General features: G+C 56.7%; 15 protein-coding genes. 14 read left to right on the plus strand and 1 reads right to left on the minus strand.

Annotation, left to right across the window (positions count from 1 at the left end):
• Positions 1 to 269: 269 nt before the first annotated feature.
• Positions 270 to 1,940 carry a glutamine--tRNA ligase/YqeY domain fusion protein gene (locus IE099_RS16625; RefSeq protein WP_189572392.1) on the minus strand — a complete coding sequence of 557 codons (1,671 nt, stop codon included), beginning with the start codon at positions 1,938 to 1,940 and terminating at the stop codon, positions 270 to 272.
• A 499-nt stretch (positions 1,941 to 2,439) separates the two neighbouring features.
• Here IE099_RS16625 and IE099_RS16630 point away from each other — a divergent pair, with 499 nt between their 5' ends.
• The 14 genes from IE099_RS16630 (at position 2,440) to IE099_RS16695 (ending at position 17,781) form a co-directional block, all read left to right on the plus strand.
• The gene (locus IE099_RS16630; protein WP_189572395.1) at positions 2,440 to 2,715 is read left to right on the plus strand and encodes an acylphosphatase; all 276 of its coding nucleotides are present in this window, start codon (positions 2,440 to 2,442) and stop codon (positions 2,713 to 2,715) included.
• A 157-nt stretch (positions 2,716 to 2,872) separates the two neighbouring features.
• The gene (locus IE099_RS16635) at positions 2,873 to 4,621 is read left to right on the plus strand and encodes an NADH-quinone oxidoreductase subunit G (protein WP_189572398.1); all 1,749 of its coding nucleotides are present in this window, start codon (positions 2,873 to 2,875) and stop codon (positions 4,619 to 4,621) included.
• Positions 4,622 to 4,825: 204 nt separating this feature from the next.
• The gene (locus tag IE099_RS16640) at positions 4,826 to 6,154 is read left to right on the plus strand and encodes a complex I subunit 1/NuoH family protein (RefSeq protein WP_189572401.1); all 1,329 of its coding nucleotides are present in this window, start codon (positions 4,826 to 4,828) and stop codon (positions 6,152 to 6,154) included.
• Between the two features lie 34 nt (positions 6,155 to 6,188).
• Positions 6,189 to 6,755 (plus strand): NuoI/complex I 23 kDa subunit family protein, encoded by a 567-nt coding sequence (locus IE099_RS16645; RefSeq protein WP_189572404.1) that lies wholly within the window; start codon positions 6,189 to 6,191, stop codon positions 6,753 to 6,755.
• 47 nt (positions 6,756 to 6,802) lie between these two features.
• Positions 6,803 to 7,204, plus strand: coding sequence for a four helix bundle protein (locus tag IE099_RS16650; protein WP_189572407.1), 402 nt, complete (start codon positions 6,803 to 6,805; stop codon positions 7,202 to 7,204).
• Positions 7,205 to 7,244: 40 nt separating this feature from the next.
• Positions 7,245 to 7,928 carry an NADH-quinone oxidoreductase subunit J family protein gene (locus IE099_RS16655; RefSeq protein ID WP_189572410.1) on the plus strand — a complete coding sequence of 228 codons (684 nt, stop codon included), beginning with the start codon at positions 7,245 to 7,247 and terminating at the stop codon, positions 7,926 to 7,928.
• A 36-nt stretch (positions 7,929 to 7,964) separates the two neighbouring features.
• A complete protein-coding gene (gene nuoK / locus IE099_RS16660; protein WP_189572413.1) occupies positions 7,965 to 8,294 on the plus strand; it encodes an NADH-quinone oxidoreductase subunit NuoK in 330 nt (109 codons plus the stop codon).
• A 60-nt stretch (positions 8,295 to 8,354) separates the two neighbouring features.
• Positions 8,355 to 8,750, plus strand: coding sequence for a GxxExxY protein (locus IE099_RS16665; RefSeq protein ID WP_189572416.1), 396 nt, complete (start codon positions 8,355 to 8,357; stop codon positions 8,748 to 8,750).
• 30 nt (positions 8,751 to 8,780) lie between these two features.
• Complete coding sequence (nuoL, locus tag IE099_RS16670) at positions 8,781 to 10,595, plus strand: NADH-quinone oxidoreductase subunit L (RefSeq protein WP_189572419.1); 1,815 nt, start codon at positions 8,781 to 8,783, stop codon at positions 10,593 to 10,595.
• A 43-nt stretch (positions 10,596 to 10,638) separates the two neighbouring features.
• Positions 10,639 to 12,153, plus strand: a complete 1,515-nt coding sequence (locus tag IE099_RS16675; protein ID WP_189572423.1) for a complex I subunit 4 family protein — start codon at positions 10,639 to 10,641, stop codon at positions 12,151 to 12,153.
• A gap of 24 nt (positions 12,154 to 12,177) precedes the next feature.
• A complete protein-coding gene (locus tag IE099_RS16680) occupies positions 12,178 to 13,659 on the plus strand; it encodes an NADH-quinone oxidoreductase subunit N (protein ID WP_189572426.1) in 1,482 nt (493 codons plus the stop codon).
• A gap of 107 nt (positions 13,660 to 13,766) precedes the next feature.
• A complete protein-coding gene (locus tag IE099_RS16685) occupies positions 13,767 to 15,197 on the plus strand; it encodes a sulfatase (protein ID WP_189572429.1) in 1,431 nt (476 codons plus the stop codon).
• A gap of 68 nt (positions 15,198 to 15,265) precedes the next feature.
• Positions 15,266 to 15,961 (plus strand): Bax inhibitor-1/YccA family protein, encoded by a 696-nt coding sequence (locus IE099_RS16690; RefSeq protein WP_189572432.1) that lies wholly within the window; start codon positions 15,266 to 15,268, stop codon positions 15,959 to 15,961.
• 236 nt (positions 15,962 to 16,197) lie between these two features.
• Positions 16,198 to 17,781 (plus strand): L-serine ammonia-lyase, iron-sulfur-dependent, subunit alpha, encoded by a 1,584-nt coding sequence (locus IE099_RS16695; protein WP_189572435.1) that lies wholly within the window; start codon positions 16,198 to 16,200, stop codon positions 17,779 to 17,781.
• Positions 17,782 to 17,794: the final 13 nt, after the last annotated feature.

Here is a 17,794-nt window from a genome sequence, read left to right on the forward strand (position 1 = left end):
GCGTTCTTGATATGAGTTTGCCGAGGGGTTGGTGGAGTGGACGTCTCGTCTACTCATCGGGTTTGACGGGTGGACGAGACGTCCACCCCACTCGCGCAAAGACTTCGCGAAAGCCATTCTCTTCTCTTCTTTTTCAGACGACCTCAAGAAGCGTCCTCCCAGACATCAGAAAGCCGAAGCCCTCACGGACTTCGGCTATTTAAAAGATGAAAAAAGAAGATTTCTCGAATCGAGATGGAAGCGAGTGAGGCCACTCGCAGTGAGGCGCTTCACTTCCCGCCACCCCAAGAATCACGAAGAGCCACCGTGCGATTGAAGACCAGCTTCTCACCCGCCACATACTCCTCGCTATCCGCAACGAAGTAACCCACGCGCTCGAACTGGCAGCGTTCTCCGGGCTCCATGTCCGCCAAAGCCGCTTCGACCTGCACGCCAGTCACGACCTCCAGCGAGTTCGGATTGAGCACACTCTTGAAGCCATCCTCAGCCGCATCAGGATTTTCTGCCGTGAACAAGCGGTCATAGAGGCGGACTTCCGCTTCCTGCGCATGCGCCGCGCTGACCCAGTGAATAGCCGCCTTGCAGACAACTCCCTCCGGAGCATTTTGCCCAATGGTGCCTTCGAGGTATTCGCAATGAACCTCGGTGACCTCCCCGGCCTCGTTCAACTCGTGGCCCACATGCTTGATGATGTAGCCGCCGCGCAGCCGGACCGCGCCGTCGGGCTTGAGACGGTGATACTTTTTGTGAGGCTCCAGTTCGAAGTCCGCGCGCTCGATCCAGAGCTCGCGCCCCAGGGCCACATCGCGCTCTCCCGCACTTTCATCCTCCGGATTGTTCGGCACCTTAACCGTCTCGCTCCGATCGGCATCGTAGTTCACGAGCACCACCTTCAAGGGATCCATCACCACCATGCGACGATTCACTTCCTTGTTCAAAATCTTGCGCGTCTCGAATTCCAACAACGCGATATCAGTGACTCCCACTTGTTTGGTGATGCCGGTGATCTCGCAGACTTCCCGAATCGCCTGCGCCGGAATCCCCCGACGGCGAGCGCCGCTGATGGTGGGCATGCGCGGATCGTCCCAACCGTCCACAATCCCCTCGTTCACCAACTCGATGAACTTGCGCTTGCTCATCACGGTGTAGGTAAAGTTGAGGCGCGAGAACTCGATCTGACGTGGCTGGGCAGGTACTGGGCAATTCTCCACCACCCAGTTGTAGAGCGGACGATGGTCTTCGAACTCCAGGGTGCAAAGCGAATGGGTGATGTGCTCCTTGGCATCCTCCAAGGGATGGGCGAAGTCATACATCGGATAGATCTTCCACTTGTCGCCCGTGTTGTGGTGCGGCGCGTTCATCACGCGATAAAGAACAGGGTCCCGCATATTCATGTTGGGCGCGGCCATATCGATTTTCGCTCGCAGAACCGCCGTCCCATCGGCGAACTTGCCCTCGCGCATATCGGCAAAGAGAGCGAGATTTTCCTCCACCGACCGCTCGCGAAAGGGAGAGGGCATGCCCGGCTCGGTCACCGAACCCCGATTGGTGCGCATTTGCTCGAGAGTCTGCTCATCGACATAAGCTTTCCCCTCTTTGATCAAGTGAACTGCGCAATCATAGAAGAACTCGAAGTAGTCGCTGGCAAAGTAAAGATGCTCGCCCCACTCAAAGCCCAGCCAAGCCACATCGCGCTTGATGCTTTCCACGTATTCACTCTCCTCTTTGGCCGGGTTGGTATCATCGAAACGGAGATGGCACCGCGCTCCACTCGCCGCATTCTCCTGCGCCAAGCCGAAGTTGAGACAGATCGCCCGGGCGTGTCCGAGGTGTAAGTAGCCATTCGGCTCCGGAGGAAAACGCGTGATGGTGGTCTCGTGCTTTCCCGAAGCCAAATCCTCCGCGATGATGTCTCTGATGAAATCCCGTTTCTTGCTCATTGAAATTGCGGCCCTGTCATCACCTCGACAGCCGAGTTCTGCAACCCCAGAGAGGACAATGGCGTTCTTTTTCGAAGTTGGGGGCGTTGGGAGCACAATTTTCAACCGCAGATTGACGCAGATGAACGCAGATTGGACGGATTGATTCAGGACCAGGATGGATAGGATAGATAGGATTCAAATTATGATTCTTTTCTTAAAAATGAGAGCAGCAGTCATAAAATCCAATCCATCCAATCTATCTTGGTCCAAAAAGAACCCAGATCACCTTTAACAGTATCACGTCAAATCTGCGTTCATCTGCGTCAATCTGCGGTTCCTCAAAGAAATCCCCCTTCCACCAAAGAGCCCCCCCCACCTCTCCCACCCCAATTAGAAACCAAAAAAATCCAATCCATCCTATCCATCCTGGTCCAAAAAAACTCCCCCTCCCAAAAATCACCCCAACAGCACATTCCACATTGAAAGCCCGTCCATCTTCTCCAGACTCCCGCCGCTGATGATTGCTCGACAGACTATTTTCGAAGGCCGGGTGCAGGGAGTGGGCTTTCGCTACACCTGCAAAGAATTGGCAAAAGGCTATGACCTCACCGGCAGCGTGGAAAACCTGCCCGAGGGCACGGTGAAGCTGGTTTTGCAGGGAGAAGAAGAGGAAATCGAAGAGTATCTTCAGGACCTCAGCGAAGAATCCGCCCTCTCCCACCACATCAAGGGCCAGATGACCACGCCCATCGAGGTCGACGACTCGCTGAAGGGCTTTGTGATTTCCAAGTAGCCCCTGCCCACCTTAAGGAGCAGTTTCCCAGTCGGAACCGACCCAAATCTTGCTGCCCAATCCCTTATCGCGCCCTCCTGAAACCGACTTTGTGAAAAATTTCACAAAGTCCGCTTGCCCCTGATTCGTTGGGTGCTCATAGTCCCGCCGTATTTCGATGAGCGATTCTGCCACGACCACCCCAACGCTGCCCAAGGACCTTGCTGCCGAAAAGGGCATGGTGAACGTCCAAATCGATGGGCACTGGATTCAAGTGCCCAAGGGAACCCGTATGATTGAAGCCTGTAAAATGGCGGAAAAGGAGGTTCCCCACTACTGCTATCACCCCAAACTTTCCTCCCCGGGCAATTGCCGCATGTGCTTGGTCCAGATGGGCATGCCACCGCGTCCAGCGCCTGGTGAAGAGCCCAAATTCGGCGAAGACGGCTATCAGGAAATCGGCTGGATGCCCCGCCCCGTGATCGCTTGCGCCAATACCGTAGGCGAGAACATGGGTATCCGCACCGGCGGAGATCTGGTCGAAAAGTGCCGCGAGGGCGTGATGGAGTTTCTCCTCATCAACCACCCGCTGGATTGTCCGATCTGCGACCAGGCGGGCGAATGTTCACTGCAAGAATTCTCTGTCGAACACGGCAAAGGCACCTCCCGTTTCCAAGAAAACAAGGTCAAGAAGCCGAAAAACGTCGATATCGGCCCCCGCATCCGCCTTGATGACGAGCGCTGCATCATGTGCTCGCGTTGCATCCGCTTCATGGACGAGGTCGCCGACGACCCCGTGCTCGGATTCACCGATCGCGGCACCCACACCACCCTTTCGGTCCACCCGGGACGCAAGCTGGACAACAATTACGGTCTCAACACGGTGGACATTTGTCCCGTGGGAGCCTTGACCAGCAACGACTTCCGTTTCCAAATGCGAGTCTGGTTCCTCAAGGAGACCCCGTCCATCGACGTGAACTGCGGCACTGGCTGCAACACCACGATTTGGACCCGTGGCAACGAGATTTTCCGGGTAACGCCCCGCGAGAACAACGAGGTCAACTCCGCCTGGATGCCCGACAGCCACCGTCTCGCTTTCCACGAAATCCACTCCGACCGCCGCCTCACCTCTCCCCTGACTCTCAGCGGAGGCCAACACGCTTCCACCACCATGGAACGCGCGGTGAAGGAAGCCGCTCTCGGCTTCGAAGGCCTTCCCGGCAACGAAGTCGCCATCATCGCCTCGGCCCGCGGCACCAACGAGGAACTGCTTCTCATCAAGAAGATCAAAGAAGCTCTCGGCACCGACAACCTCGTGCTCATCGGCCGCTTTGGCGAATCCGACGGCAAGCTGATCAGCGCCGACCGCAACCCCAATACCACGGGAGCGAAGATGGTGCTTGGGGACGACAATCCTTTCGAAAAATACGACCAGATCAAAGGCGACATCGCCTCCGGTCAAATCAAGGCCGCCCTCGTCATTGGCGAGGACCTTACCGAAAGCGGTTACAGCTCCGACGAGCTCTCGAAGCTTCAGCACCTGGTCGTGCTCAACATTCTTTCCAACGCGACCGCAGGAAAAGCCCACGTGGTTCTTCCCGGAGCCAGCTTTGCGGAGAAACGCGGCTCGATGGTCAACGTCACCGGCCGTCTCCAGAGACTCAATCGCGCCATTCTCCCTCCCGGCGAATCCGCACCCGATTGGGAAATCCTCTCGGCTCTCCTTGCCGAACTGAATCCCGAAGGGCCCAAGCCGCAAAAAATTCAGGACGTTTTCCAAATGCTCGCCGACGAAGTGGCCGAGTTCAAGGACCTGACGCTCCAGAAAATCGGCGACCTAGGAGTGCAGGTCAAGGACACCGGCGAAACGATCCCTCTCTTGGAGAAAGAAAGGAAGCGGATCGAGAACCGCGAAATTGTTGGCTAATTACTCAACCGCAGATTGACGCAGATGAACGCAGATTCCGAGTTATTGAGACAGACGATGAAAAGTCTTTTCCATTGCTCCCAATTCAGTCACAGCGCACCCAGCGTCATCCACTTTCCTTTTCCTTCACTGATTCAACAAATCACACCAAACCAAAATCTGCGCAAATCTGCGTTCATCTGCGGTTAAAAACTCTCTCCAATCATGGAACTCGACCTCGCTTTTCTCATCGCCACCGTCATCAAGATGGGGCTCTACTTCACGATCGTGCTGACCTTCGTGGCCTACGCCGTTTACGCTGAGCGCCGCTTTTCAGCCATCATTCAGGACCGGGTGGGACCGAACCGGACCATGATTCCGACTTCGATTCTGGGTTTCAAAAACGACATCAAGCTTCCCCTCGGCGGACTGACCCAGCCCATCGCGGACGGACTCAAGTTCATTCTGAAAGAGGACTTCACCCCCGCGCACGTCCGGAAGCACTTCTTCTGGTTGGCACCCTGCATGACGATGGTTCCGTCCCTCATCACCATCGCGGTCATCCCCTTTTCCAGCCCAATCGCAATCGAAGGACGCGACGTTCCTCTTTCCATGGCTATCGCCGACCTCAATGTCGGCCCCCTCTTCATCTTTGCCATCTCCTCTCTCGCCGTCTACGGTATCGCGATTGCGGGTTGGGCCTCCAACTCGAAGTTCCCCTTCCTCGGCGGCATTCGTGCTTCCGCCCAAATGATTTCCTACGAAATCGCCCTTGGTCTCTCCATCATCCCCGTTTTACTGGTCTTCGGCGAACTCAACTTGGGTCGCATTGTGCAGGAGCAATCAGTCAATGGCTGGCTGATTCTTCCCCTCTGGAACGAGGGCGGACACATCCTGAGCGGTGGTTTCTGGGATGCGGGTGGCTTGCAGCAGTGGATCCTCTGGCTCCCCATGATGCTGGCCTTCATCATCTTCACCATTTCCATCTTCGCGGAAACCAACCGCACTCCCTTCGACTTGGCCGAATGTGAAACCGAGCTCGTGGGTGGTTATCACACCGAATACTCTTCCATGAAGTTCGCCCTCTTCTTCCTGGGTGAATACGCCGCAATGGTCATCGGCTCCGCTCTCATCGTGACCATGTTCCTGGGTGGCTGGTCCTTGCCTTTCGGTTGGTCCAATGCCGAATGGTTGGCTTCCGGCGGCATCATTGCGACCTTCATCCACCTCGGCTGCTTCCTTACCAAGGTCATCGGCTTCATCCTCTTCTTCATCCTCGTGCGCTGGTCCATCCCGCGTTTCCGCTACGACCAGTTGATGAAGCTCGGTTGGGTCATCTTCTTCGAGCTCGCCCTCATCAACATCGTCCTCACCGCGCTCATCATCGCCAAACCTGCCCTCGATAAAGAAGGCCCTATCGCTTTCTGGGCCGCTCTCGCTGCTCTCGCCGCCTTCTCGGCCTTCGTCTTCTACCTCGCCAAAACGATCGACAACCAAGTCGGCCCCGGCAAGCGCGTCGCGCCCGTCAAAGCCAAGCCCGCCCCCGTCAACTAGGACCGTCCTTTCCAATTTCTAGCCCATTCCTTCCATGCCCGTCGTCAAACTCCAACGCCCCACCCTCACCACCAGCGAAAAGCTGACGTTGCCTTCGATCTTCAAAGGCTTCCTCGTCACTTTGGGACACGCTTTCAAATCTCTGGCCGGAAAATCCCGGGGCGCGGACTCGCTGAACGGTTCCGGGCTCGGGGTCACCATGCAGTATCCCGAGCAGAAGTGGGATGGCGAGCTCCCCGAATACTATCGCGGAGCCCCCGCCCTCGTCACCGACGAGCAGGACCGCGAACGTTGTGTCTCCTGCCAACTCTGCGAATTCATTTGCCCGCCCAAAGCGATCAAGATCGTTCCCGGCGAAATCCCCTCCGATGACGAGTGGGCCAAGGTCGAGAAACGACCCAAGGCCTTCGACATCGACATGATCCGCTGCATCTACTGCGGCATGTGCGAGGAAGTCTGCCCCGAGCAAGCCATCTACCTCCGCAAGGACTACGCCATCACCGGTCTCAGCCGGGCCGAAATGGTGCACGACAAGGAGAAACTCTACGAAATCGGCGGCAAGCGAGTCGGGCTGGTGAATAAGTGGAACGAATTGAAATAGTTGCGGAGCAGAGATTGGGACATTGAGAAAATTTGGATAATTGGGTTATGGCATTGGATACAAAAACATTCGAGGAGTTGGAGGCTTGGAAAGCAGGCCGCAAACTTCGTGTGTTTGTATTTCGCCAAGTAGTCCCCTCCCTAATCTCTCAGAAAGAGTTTAGTCTGGCCGACCAGATCAAGCGCGCCTCCCGCTCCGTCACTGCGAATATTGCGGAGGGACATGGACGCTACCATTACCGCGATAATTACAAATTTTGCTCCAACGCACGAGGTTCTCTCACCGAAACCCTTGACCACCTGATCGTTTGCGAAGACGACGAGCTCATTGCCCCATCAATCATCTCTGAAGCACGCACCCTTTTTGAAACCGCATTGAAAATTCTCAACGGATATATGTCTTGGCTGGAACGTAGCGCCAAGATTGCGAACGCAAAGCCCCGGCCCTAAATATCCCAATTTTCCAATCTCCCAATTTCTCATACCCACCATGCCTCAAGTTCTCTTCTACCTCTTCTCCGTCCTCGCGGTCTTGTCAGCGTGTCTGATGGTGATTGTGAAAAATCCCGTCTCAAGCGCCCTCTGGATGGTGGGTGCGTTCGTCGGAATGGCCGCCCTTTTTGTAGGACTCAATGCCTACTTCGTCGGGATCATCCAGATTCTGGTCTACGCCGGTGCCATCATGGTGCTCTTCGTGTTCATCATCATGCTCCTCGACCTCAAGGCCGAAGAAAAGCGGGTCTGGAAGCCAGCCAACATCGCGGCCGGCGCAGTGGTTCCGACCATTTTGCTCCTGCAAATTCTGGGAGTCCTGCTCAAGTCCGATTTTGAGCCTTTCCAAGAGCTCGACCTCAAAACCGCCGCCACCGCCCACCAACAAGCTTCCCTGGACCTCTATCAAGAGAAAGCCAAGAAAGCAGGCGAAGAATTCGACCCAGCCGATGTCCCGGTCGGAAAGATTCAGGCCAACCTCGAAGACAACCAGCTCCCTGATGTTCACTTGGTCGGTCGCACCGTTTTCGCCGGTCGTGCCGACAAGGCCGCGAGCCAATCCTTCGGTTTCGATGACACCAGCAACAACCTCCCTCTTCAAGTGATGGGCGTTCTGCTGGTAGTCGCCACCATTGGAGTGGTCGTTCTTTCCAAAAAAGGCAGCCCTGCCAAGAGCAACTGATATCCGGCAACCCGAAACCTCAACTCTTCTCACCCGATGAACCCCGTCTCACTTAGCGAATATCTCATGGTCAGTGGCATCCTCTTTGCCATCGGGCTGGCTGGCGTCATCGTGCGCCGCAACATCATTGTCATCTTCATGTGCCTGGAGATGATGCTCGCCGCCGCCAACCTGACCCTCGTCGCCTTTTCCCGTCACAATCTCAGCACCTTCGACGGACTTCCCGACTACAACGGCCAAGTGCTCGTCTTCTTCATCATCACCGTAGCCGCTGCCGAAGTAGCCGTCGGCCTCGCCATCATCGTCGCCCTCTATCGGGCCCGTCAGACGGTGAATGTGGATGATTTGACTTCGATGCGCGGGTGATTTTTTGGACAGAATTAACAGGATTTTACAGGATTAGCTTTGAATTTGAACCCGTCAGAAATGGAGCAGCTCACTGGTAAGGTGATTGGCTGTGCTATGGCTGTTCATCGCGAGCTTGGTCCGGGATTTCTTGAGTCCGTTTATCAGAAGGCTCTCTCCATCGAACTGAACCATCAGAGGGTCCCCCACGCGGTTGAAGCCCCACTCGCGGTGCATTATCGCTCCCAACTGGTGGGTGAGTTCAAAGCCGACATCCTCGTTCAAGAATGCCTCATCCTCGAACTTAAGGCCGTCACCAAACTTATCGATAAGCACGAAGTTCAGACCGTCAATTATCTCACCGCAACTGGGATCAATGTCGGCCTCCTCTTCAATTTCGGCTCTCAGCGCCTTGAATTTAAGAAAAAGTTCCGAATCTACCGGCCTACCAATTCCACCGAGTCCAATCCTGCTTAATCCTGTCAATCCTGTCCAAAAAATTTCCCAATGCACGCCTGGCTTCTCCTCCTCCTTCCGCTTCTCAGTGCGGCCGCGATTCATCTCGGTCTCAAAAAGAACGCCCACCTTTCCGCACTGATCTCCACGGGTTCAGCTCTGGCGACCTTGATTCTGACCATTCTCCTTCTGGGGAACGACATCAAGGAACCGCTTCAGTTTGCTTGGGCCAGTTTCGGAGGTGAACCTCTCATCAACATCGGTCTCGTGGTCGATAAAATGGCGATCAACATGATGCTGGTGGTCACCGGAGTGGGCACTCTGGTCCATGTATTCTCGCTGGCCTACATGGCAAGCGACGAGGCCAAAGCACGCTACTTCTGCGGGCTCTCGCTCTTCATGTTCTCCATGACCGGCATCGTCTTGGCGGACAACTTCCTGATGATGTTCATTTTCTGGGAGCTGGTGGGTCTGTCTTCCTACCTTCTGATTGGACACTGGTTCACCAAGGCATCGGCGGCCGATGCCGCGAAGAAAGCCTTTTGCGTCAATCGCATCGGTGACTGGGGCTTCATGGTCGGAATCCTTATGCTCTGGGCCATCACTGGCACGCTGACTTTCGGCGAGATGAACCTACCCGAAGGCCTCACCGCAGGCATCTTGGGAGCGACTTTGCTTTGCATCTTCTGTGGTGCGGTCGGCAAGTCCGCGCAAGCGCCCCTCCACGTCTGGTTGCCAGACGCGATGGAAGGCCCGACCCCCGTTTCCGCGCTCATCCACGCCGCCACCATGGTAGCGGCCGGGGTCTACATGATGGCCCGCGTGTTCGTCTCGGTCGGCTTCGAAGCCTTCCCCCAGTGGTCGACCGACACCATCGCCTGGGTTGGTGGCATCACTTCCCTGATGGCGGCCCTGATGGCCACTCAACAGAACGACATCAAAAAGATTCTCGCCTACTCCACCCTTTCGCAGCTCGGCTACATGGTTCTCATGCTGGGAGTAGCTCATGGGCACTCGACGGAAATCTCGATGTTCCACCTCTACACCCACGCATGGTTCAAGGCTCTCCTCTTCCTCGGATCCGGTGCCATCATCTATGCCTGCCACCACGAGCAGAATATTTGGAAAATGGGTGGTCTCTTCAAGAAGATGCCCATCACCGCCATCACCTTCGCGGTCGGCACCTTGGCTTTGGCAGGCTTTCCGATGACTTCGGGCTTCTTCTCCAAAGAGCAGATTCTTCACGAGACCCTCCACAGCAACATCTACCTCTTTGTGCTCGTCGCCGTGGTCGCCGCGATGACCACTTTCTACATGGGCCGCCTTTTCATCGTGGTCTTCCTTGGGGAAAACCGCTCCAAGCATTCCAAGGATGCTGCTGAGGTCAAACCCATCATGCTTCTGCCGCTGGTACTTCTCGCAGTGATGGCGGTCTTCTCCGGCTACAAGTTTGTCGCTGAACCTCTTGCTCCGCAGTTTCACCACGTTCCATTCGAAGCCAAAACGCCCTTCTTCACCTCTATCGGAGCCATTTTGCTCGGAGCTGCCGGAGCCTTCGTCTTTTACTTCAACAAGAAGAGCGACCCTCTGTCCAACAACCCCGTCTCCAAGGCTTTCGCCAATCGTCTCTATATCGACAAAGGCTACGACCAGTTGGTCAAATACGGCATCAATGTGAAAGCGGCCGTCATCGACTTCCTCGACGGATTCATCATCAACGGCCTCATCGTCGGCGGACTCGCCCGCTGTTCGGCGGCCTTGGGACAACTTTTCAACCGCGCACAATCGGGTTCCCTGCAGACCTACTCCCTGCTGATGGGGGTGGGAGTCCTTCTGGTCATCTACCTCACTGTCTTTGTCAAATAGACGAAACCCGTTTTCCCAACTTTCCCATTTCATCTGAACCGTCATGATTGACCAAACACTCATCCTTCTCCTCGCCATTCCACTGGTTGCCCTTGTGGCCATCATTGCTGGTGGGCCCGCTCGCAACATCGCCCTGATGGCGTCTGTCGGCAACTTTGGCATCGCCTTGGTCACCTCCATTGTCTGGACCCAAGTGGCGGCTCCGGAACAGTTGGGAGCCTTCGAACTGATCGTATTGGCCAAGCCCCAGATTACCCTCGCCCTCGGTCTCCCCGATGCCATGGCGGTTATCATGATGCTGCTGACCACTCTGGTGCCCATTGCCGCCGTTCTCGCGGGCAAATGCCCCGAAGGCCGCGAGCGCCTTTGGTTCTCGTCAGTCTTGCTCATCTCACTCGGCGCTCTGGGTGCCTTTCTCTCCACCGACCTCTTCTTCTTCTACGCTTTCCACGAGCTAGCGTTGATTCCGACCTTCCTGATGATCGGAATGTTGGGCAAAGGCGACCGCAAGGCTGCGGCTTGGAAAATCACGATCTACCTCGCCTTCGGTTCCATCGTGCTTCTCGCCGGTTTGCTCTGGCTGGTTGCGGCGACTGAATCCCCCTCCCTTCTCTTCAAGGATATCCTCGCCGGCCAGGTGGACAGCGGAGACCAAATCGGCATCGCAGCTCTCCTCCTCGTGGGCTTCGGCGTCTTGGTTTCGCTCTTTCCCTTTCACTCTTGGGCCGCTCCAGCCTACGCCTCGGCGCCCACTCCGGTTGCGATGCTGCATGCGGGGGTTTTGAAAAAGTTCGGCCTCTACGGACTGCTCCGTCTCTTTCCCCTTGTGCCGGAAGGTATGCAGCACTGGCTCGTCGCTCTCGTCGTGCTGCTGCTTGGTAATATTCTTTGGGTCGGCATGGTGACCATCAACCAGAAGCGCCTCGACAGCATGCTCGCCAACTCCTCGGTGATGCACATGGGCTACGTGTTCCTCGCCATCGCCGCGCTCATCGCAGCGGGCTCGACCGACGCCAACAACATCGCCCTGCCTGCGGCTGTGGTCCTGATGTTCGGTCACGGAGTGTCCATCGCCCTCCTTTTCGCCCTCTCCGATCGCATCGAAAGCAAAACCGGCAGCCTCCGCATGGAGGAGCTCGGTGGCTTGGCCAAGTCCGCACCCGGTCTAGCCTTCCTCTTCGGGCTCGCTGGAATGGCGTCCATCGGTCTCCCCGGCCTCGCCAACTTTGCCGGTGAAGCAGCGGTCTTCCTCTCCGGGTTTAAAAACTGGGATGCTGGTCAGCCACTTGGCGCCGTCCAGATTGCCACCATCATCGCCATCTTCGGGGTGGTCATCTCCGCCATCTACATGCTGCGTGCAGTGCGAAACATCTTCCACGCCGCCCCGGTCAAGCTCACCGAGTCCGCCGAGGACCTGAATATGAGCGAGAAGATTCCCGCCCTCATCCTCGCCGCCGCGCTGCTGGTGGTCGGGCTCTACCCCAACATCCTTTTCAACCTCTTCAACCCCACGGCTGAAGCTGTCGAGCCCGAAGTCTCCCTTGTCGAGGCCCCGTAACTCATCCGAACGATTCTCACATCCATGCATCTTCCTCTTCACTATCTCGAAGTCATCGTCGTCGCACTCGGGCTTATCGTCCTGCTGGCTGAGGCTTTCTTTCCTCGCGAAAAAAAGGCCATCCTCGGCTGGTTTGCCGTCGCCGGTCTCGTGGCGACTTTTGTTCTGCTCATCTTCGCCAATCGCGACATCTCAGGCCCCGAGCTCGACCGCTTCTACGCCACTGATGACCAGGCCATCTTCTTCAAGGGATTTGCCCTCATCATCACCGCCCTGATGCTTCTGATGGCGATTGATTATCGCAAGGTTCTCACCCGCTTCACCGAAGACCCCTCCTCCGAGGACGGCACTGGTGAGTTCTACGCCCTGCCCCTCTTTGCCTGCGCCGGCATGATGTGGATGGCTTCCGCCAAAGACCTCGTCATGGCCTTCGTCGCGCTCGAGCTGACCACCATCACGTTCTACGTTCTGGTTGCCTACATGCGCCGCAATGTCGGTTCACTGGAAGCGGGCGTGAAGTATCTCATTCTCGGTGCGCTTTCCACCGGATTCCTGGTCTACGGAATCGCTTGGATTTACGGCATCACTGGCACCATGAGCCTGGAGGCCATCAATCTGGTCCTCAGCCCCGAAGCCCTCTCGACTAACAATATCGCGCAGAACACCACCGCCCTGCTCTTCGGCATCGCCCTCATCGTGGTAGCCCTCGCCTTCAAGGTTGGCGCGGTTCCCATGCACCTGTGGATTCCCGACGTTTACCAAGGCGCTCCCACCCCCACCACCACCTTCCTTTCCGTCGGCTCCAAGGCCGCCGGTTTCATTGTCGCCATGCGCATTCTCGAGCCTTTCCTGACTCACGAAATCACCCGCGACAAGACCATCTTCATCCTCACCATCCTCGCCGCCGCAACCATTTTGGTCGGCAGCTTGGCCGCGATTGCACAGACCAACCTGAAGCGTCTCCTCGCTTACTCCTCGGTCGCCAATGCGGGCTTCATCCTTCTCGCGGTGGCCGCTTGGAAAGGCTCTAGCGAGACAGACCTCTCCTCCTTCCAGGTGGTTGGTTTCTACCTCGCCACCTACCTCATTATGACCGTTGCGGCCCTCTTCGCCCTGCAGTCCATCAGCCAAAGCACCGGTAGCGAAAGCATCGCTTCGCTCCGCGGCCTTGCCCAGACCCACCCTTCCCTCGCTTGGACCCTCACCATCATCTTCTCCGCATTGGCCGGCTTGCCACTGACAGTGGGATTCGTGGGTAAGTTCTTTGTCTTCCGCGCTGCCGTTTACTCCGACCTTTGGTTGGCTGTTGGATGCGGATTCGTGGGAGCCGCAGCAGGCTTCTACTTCTATTTCAAAGTGATTCGCGAGATGTTCTGGAGCCCCTCCGAGCACGGTCCGGAAATCTACCTTTCCAGCACCGCCAAAGCCGTCATCTACCCGGCCGCGATCCTCATCATCTTCCTCGGTCTCTACCCCCAGCCGATCTTGGCGCTGCTTGGGAAGTAGACCGTCCCAACCACTCGCGACGCTTCGCCCCCGTTGATGTGGGGGCGAGATCATGAGTGGACCTTCTATGGCCTTGTCAGAAATGACGAGATACAGAAGATGGGCCGATGATAGCGGCTCTTCGAACTCTGTTTTTTCTCGGGCTTGCCATTCCCGTTCTCTCTAAGCCCAATATCCTCCTCATCTCGATTGATGATCTGAACGATTGGGTTGGCTGCCTGCAGGGTCACCCACAGGCGCGAACTCCCAATATCGACCGATTGGCGAAAAGCGGAACCCTTTTTGCCAACGCCCATTGCCAGGCCCCCGTCTGCAATCCATCGCGAGCCAGCTTGATGACGGGACGGTATCCGCACTCTTCAGGGGTCTACTTCCTGGCTCCCGATCTCAAAAAAGCCCCCGCCCTCAGAGACCTCCCGACTCTTCCGGAAGTCTTTGCCAAAGAAGGCTATCGCACCCTCGCAGCGGGCAAACTCTTTCATGGCCATGACCAGCGCTACTTCCAAGAGTATGGAGGCAACATGGGCGGCTTCGGTCCTCGTCCGGCCAAGAAGCTGTCCCAACCCCACGGACACCCGCTTTGGGACTGGGGTGCCTTTCCGGAGAAAGACGAGGAAATGCCAGATGAAAAGGTCGCCGACTGGGCGATAGAGCAACTGGGAAAGGAGCATGAAACGCCGTTTCTGATGGGTGTCGGTTTTTGGCGCCCTCACGTTCCGATGTATGCACCGCAAAAATGGTTCGACCTTTTTCCCCGCGAACAAATCCAATTACCCAAAGTGAGGGAGAACGATCTGGCTGACATCTCTCCCTATGCCCGGGACCTGACGACGCTCAATCACGTCGCGCCCACCCACAGTTGGATGACCACAGCCGGTCAGTGGAAACACGCGGTGCAAGCCTATCTCGCCTCCATCGCCTTCGCGGATCATCAAGTTGGCCGGGTTCTCGACGCGCTGGAGGCCTCCCCCCACCGCGACAACACCATCGTCGTTCTGTTCTCCGATCACGGCTTCCATCTCGGAGAAAAAGAACGGTGGGCCAAACGCAGTCTTTGGGAAGATGGGACGCGGATTCCTCTCATCATCTCCGCACCCGGGTATCAGGGAGACAAAGTTTCCGCCCGACCTGCCGAGCTTCTCGACATCTTTCCCACCTTGCTCGAACTGGCCTCCCTCCCCGCGGATCCAAAGCAAGAGGGCCAGTCCCTGGTGCCCTTGCTCGAGGATCCCCAAGCGGCTTGGCAACATCCCGCGCTCACCTCCTTCGGGCCCGGGAACATCGCCATTCGCACCGAAAGAATGCGCTACATCCGATACGCGGATGGTTCCGAAGAACTCTACGACCATCGCACCGATCCCGACGAGCATTTCAACCTCCTTCATCAGTCTCCGGTTAGTCCCTCTGATAGGAAACTGGCCGATGAACTGGCATCCCACCTCCCTGAACGCGAAGCTCCTTTGCTCCCAGGAAAATCAACTGGTCACGAGGCCTTTCGAGCCGCGAATGATGCCCGAAAGCTGCCCACCGGGGACTGAGCGCGAAGCCGAGCAAAAATCTTCGCAAAATTGGGAAACTCGGCTACGATGATTTCGTAGTTAAAACGATGTTTGACCAAGCCAACCCCTATTCAGTGAGCGCTGCCCCCGTGGATCAGCGTGCCGAGTTTATTCGCAAGACCTACTTCCATGTTGCGGGCGCAATCGGAATGTTTGCGCTGCTGCTTTCCGGGCTATTGCAAATCCCGGCGGTGGTGAACCTCGCCTTCAAAATGACCGGAGGCATGAACTGGCTCATCGTGTTGGGCGCGTTCATGGGAGTCTCCTGGCTCGCCAACAAGTGGGCCCACTCCTCGACCTCGCTTTCGACGCAGTATCTCGGCCTCGGTCTCTATGTCATCGCGGAAGCCATCATCTTCCTGCCCATCATGGCGATGGCCACGCTGTATTCCTCCCCGGCGGTCATTCCCCAAGCGGCACTCGCCACCTTGGCCTTGTTTCTCGCCCTGACCTTTGTCGCCTTCACCACCAAGAAGGACTTTAGCTTTCTGGGAGGAATCCTGAAGGTCGGCTTCCTCATCGCCCTAGCCGTCATTGTGGCCGGTGTGATCTTCGGCTTCAACCTCGGCCTGGTTTTCTCGGCCGTGATGGTCGCGCTCGCGGCGGGTTCGATTCTCTACAACACCTCGAACATGATCCACCACTACCGCACCGACCAATACGTGGCGGCATCCTTGGGACTCTTCGCCAGCATTGCCCTCCTCTTCTGGTATATCCTGCGCATCTTCATGAGCCGGGACTAACCCCCAATGGGGCTCAATTAGCGAGAAAGCCTCTTCTTCTCTTTATCCTCACAAGCCTTTTGGTTTGTGAGGATTTTTTTGATCTCTCGAAAAGCGTTCCAAGGCGTATTTGCAACTTCCTGTCAAAAAATCACCTTTCCGGTTGTTTGGCCTTTCAGGTGCTTTACTCTTTTGGCTTGGTGGCTCTTCTTGGGAAAAGAGAAGATTCCTAGCTCGCGCCACCCCAATCTCCCGAAATGAAAGTCAGTATTTTCAATGATGTCATCGGCCCTGTCATGCGGGGTCCCTCCAGTTCGCACTGTGCTGCGGCCCTCCGCATCGGCCGTCTGGCTCGCGACTTGATGGAGGGCGAATTCACGGATGTTCTAATTGAATTCGACGTCCACGGCTCGCTTCCCAATACCCACGATTCACAAGGGTCGGACATGGGTCTATTCGGTGGCCTGATGGGTTGGGAAGCCGCAGACGAACTTCTCCCCGGCTCCATGCAAGCTTTCATCGATACCGGGGTGCGGGTCTCGATCGAGACTATCGACGTCCAAGACCCCCACCCCAATACCTATCGACTGACTCTGCATGGCAAAGGTGGCACCCATACCATGCGGGCTATCTCCACTGGCGGAGGCATGATGGAAGTCATCGACCTGGACGGCTTCCCAGTCTCTTTTTTCGGCGACTGTTGCGAGACCTTGCTATGGGTCGAAGGCTCGCCCGAAGCTGCCATCACTCTCCTTTCCAAGGAGATGAACGCCCACGATATCATTCTCCACCAACAGAACGGACACCACCTCATCGAGGTGAAAGCCGCTGACTTCGTGAGCCCGGAAATCGTGGCTCTCTTGCCCGAGGTCAAGACGGTGCGTCGACTCCATCCCGTGCTGCCAGTTCTTTCAGGCGACCAGGTTGAAGTCCCCTTTGGCAGCTGTGCCGAGATGCTCGAATTCGATGCGGAAAAAGGAACTCCCCTTTGGAAACTGGCCGCTCAATACGAAATGGCACGCGGAGGAATCACTGAAGATGAGGTTCTGGCTAAAATGGTCGAGATCATTCGAATCGTTCGCCGTTCCATCGCCGAGGGGATCGCCGGCACCGAATACGATGACCGCGTTTTGGGTCACCAGTCCGGACGTTTCAACGACTTGATGCAATCCGGAGGCCTACTGGAAGGCGGAGCGCTCAATCGCATCATTCTCTACGTCACCGCTCTGATGGAGGTGAAAAGTTCCATGGGCGTGATCATCGCCGCTCCAACCGCCGGGGCCTGCGCCGCCCTCCCGGGAGCCGTGGTCGCAATGGCTGAAGCGATGGAAAAGGACGAAACCGAAATGGCTAAAGCCCTCCTTGCGGCCGGCCTGATTGGTGTCTTCATCGCCACCCGCTGGACCTTTGCCGCCGAAGTCGGAGGGTGCCAGGCTGAAGGCGGTTCCGCTGCTTGCATGGCCGCGGCCGCTTTGGTGACTCTTGCCGACGGGCCACTCGACCAAGCCGTCGCAGCTTCTTCCATGGCCTTCCAAAGCATGATCGGCCTCATCTGCGATCCCGTGGCCAACCGGGTGGAAGTTCCTTGTCTCGGCAAGAACGTGATGGCCGCCAGCAATGCTCTCTCTTGTGCCAATATGGCCTTGGCCGGATACGACCCCGTCATCCCGCTCGATGAGGTCATCGAGACAGCCAAACAGGTCGCCACGCAAATGCCGCGCGAAGTGCGTTGCACCAATCTCGGTGGACTTTCCATTACTCCAACCGCCATTGCTCTCGAAGAAAAACTCGCCGCCCGCAAAGCCGCAGCTTGTGGAACAGGCTGCGGGTGCGGCTCATAACTTCCAATCGAAC

This window comes from Roseibacillus persicicus (assembly GCF_014651675.1).
Classification (GTDB): domain Bacteria; phylum Verrucomicrobiota; class Verrucomicrobiia; order Verrucomicrobiales; family Akkermansiaceae; genus Roseibacillus; species Roseibacillus persicicus.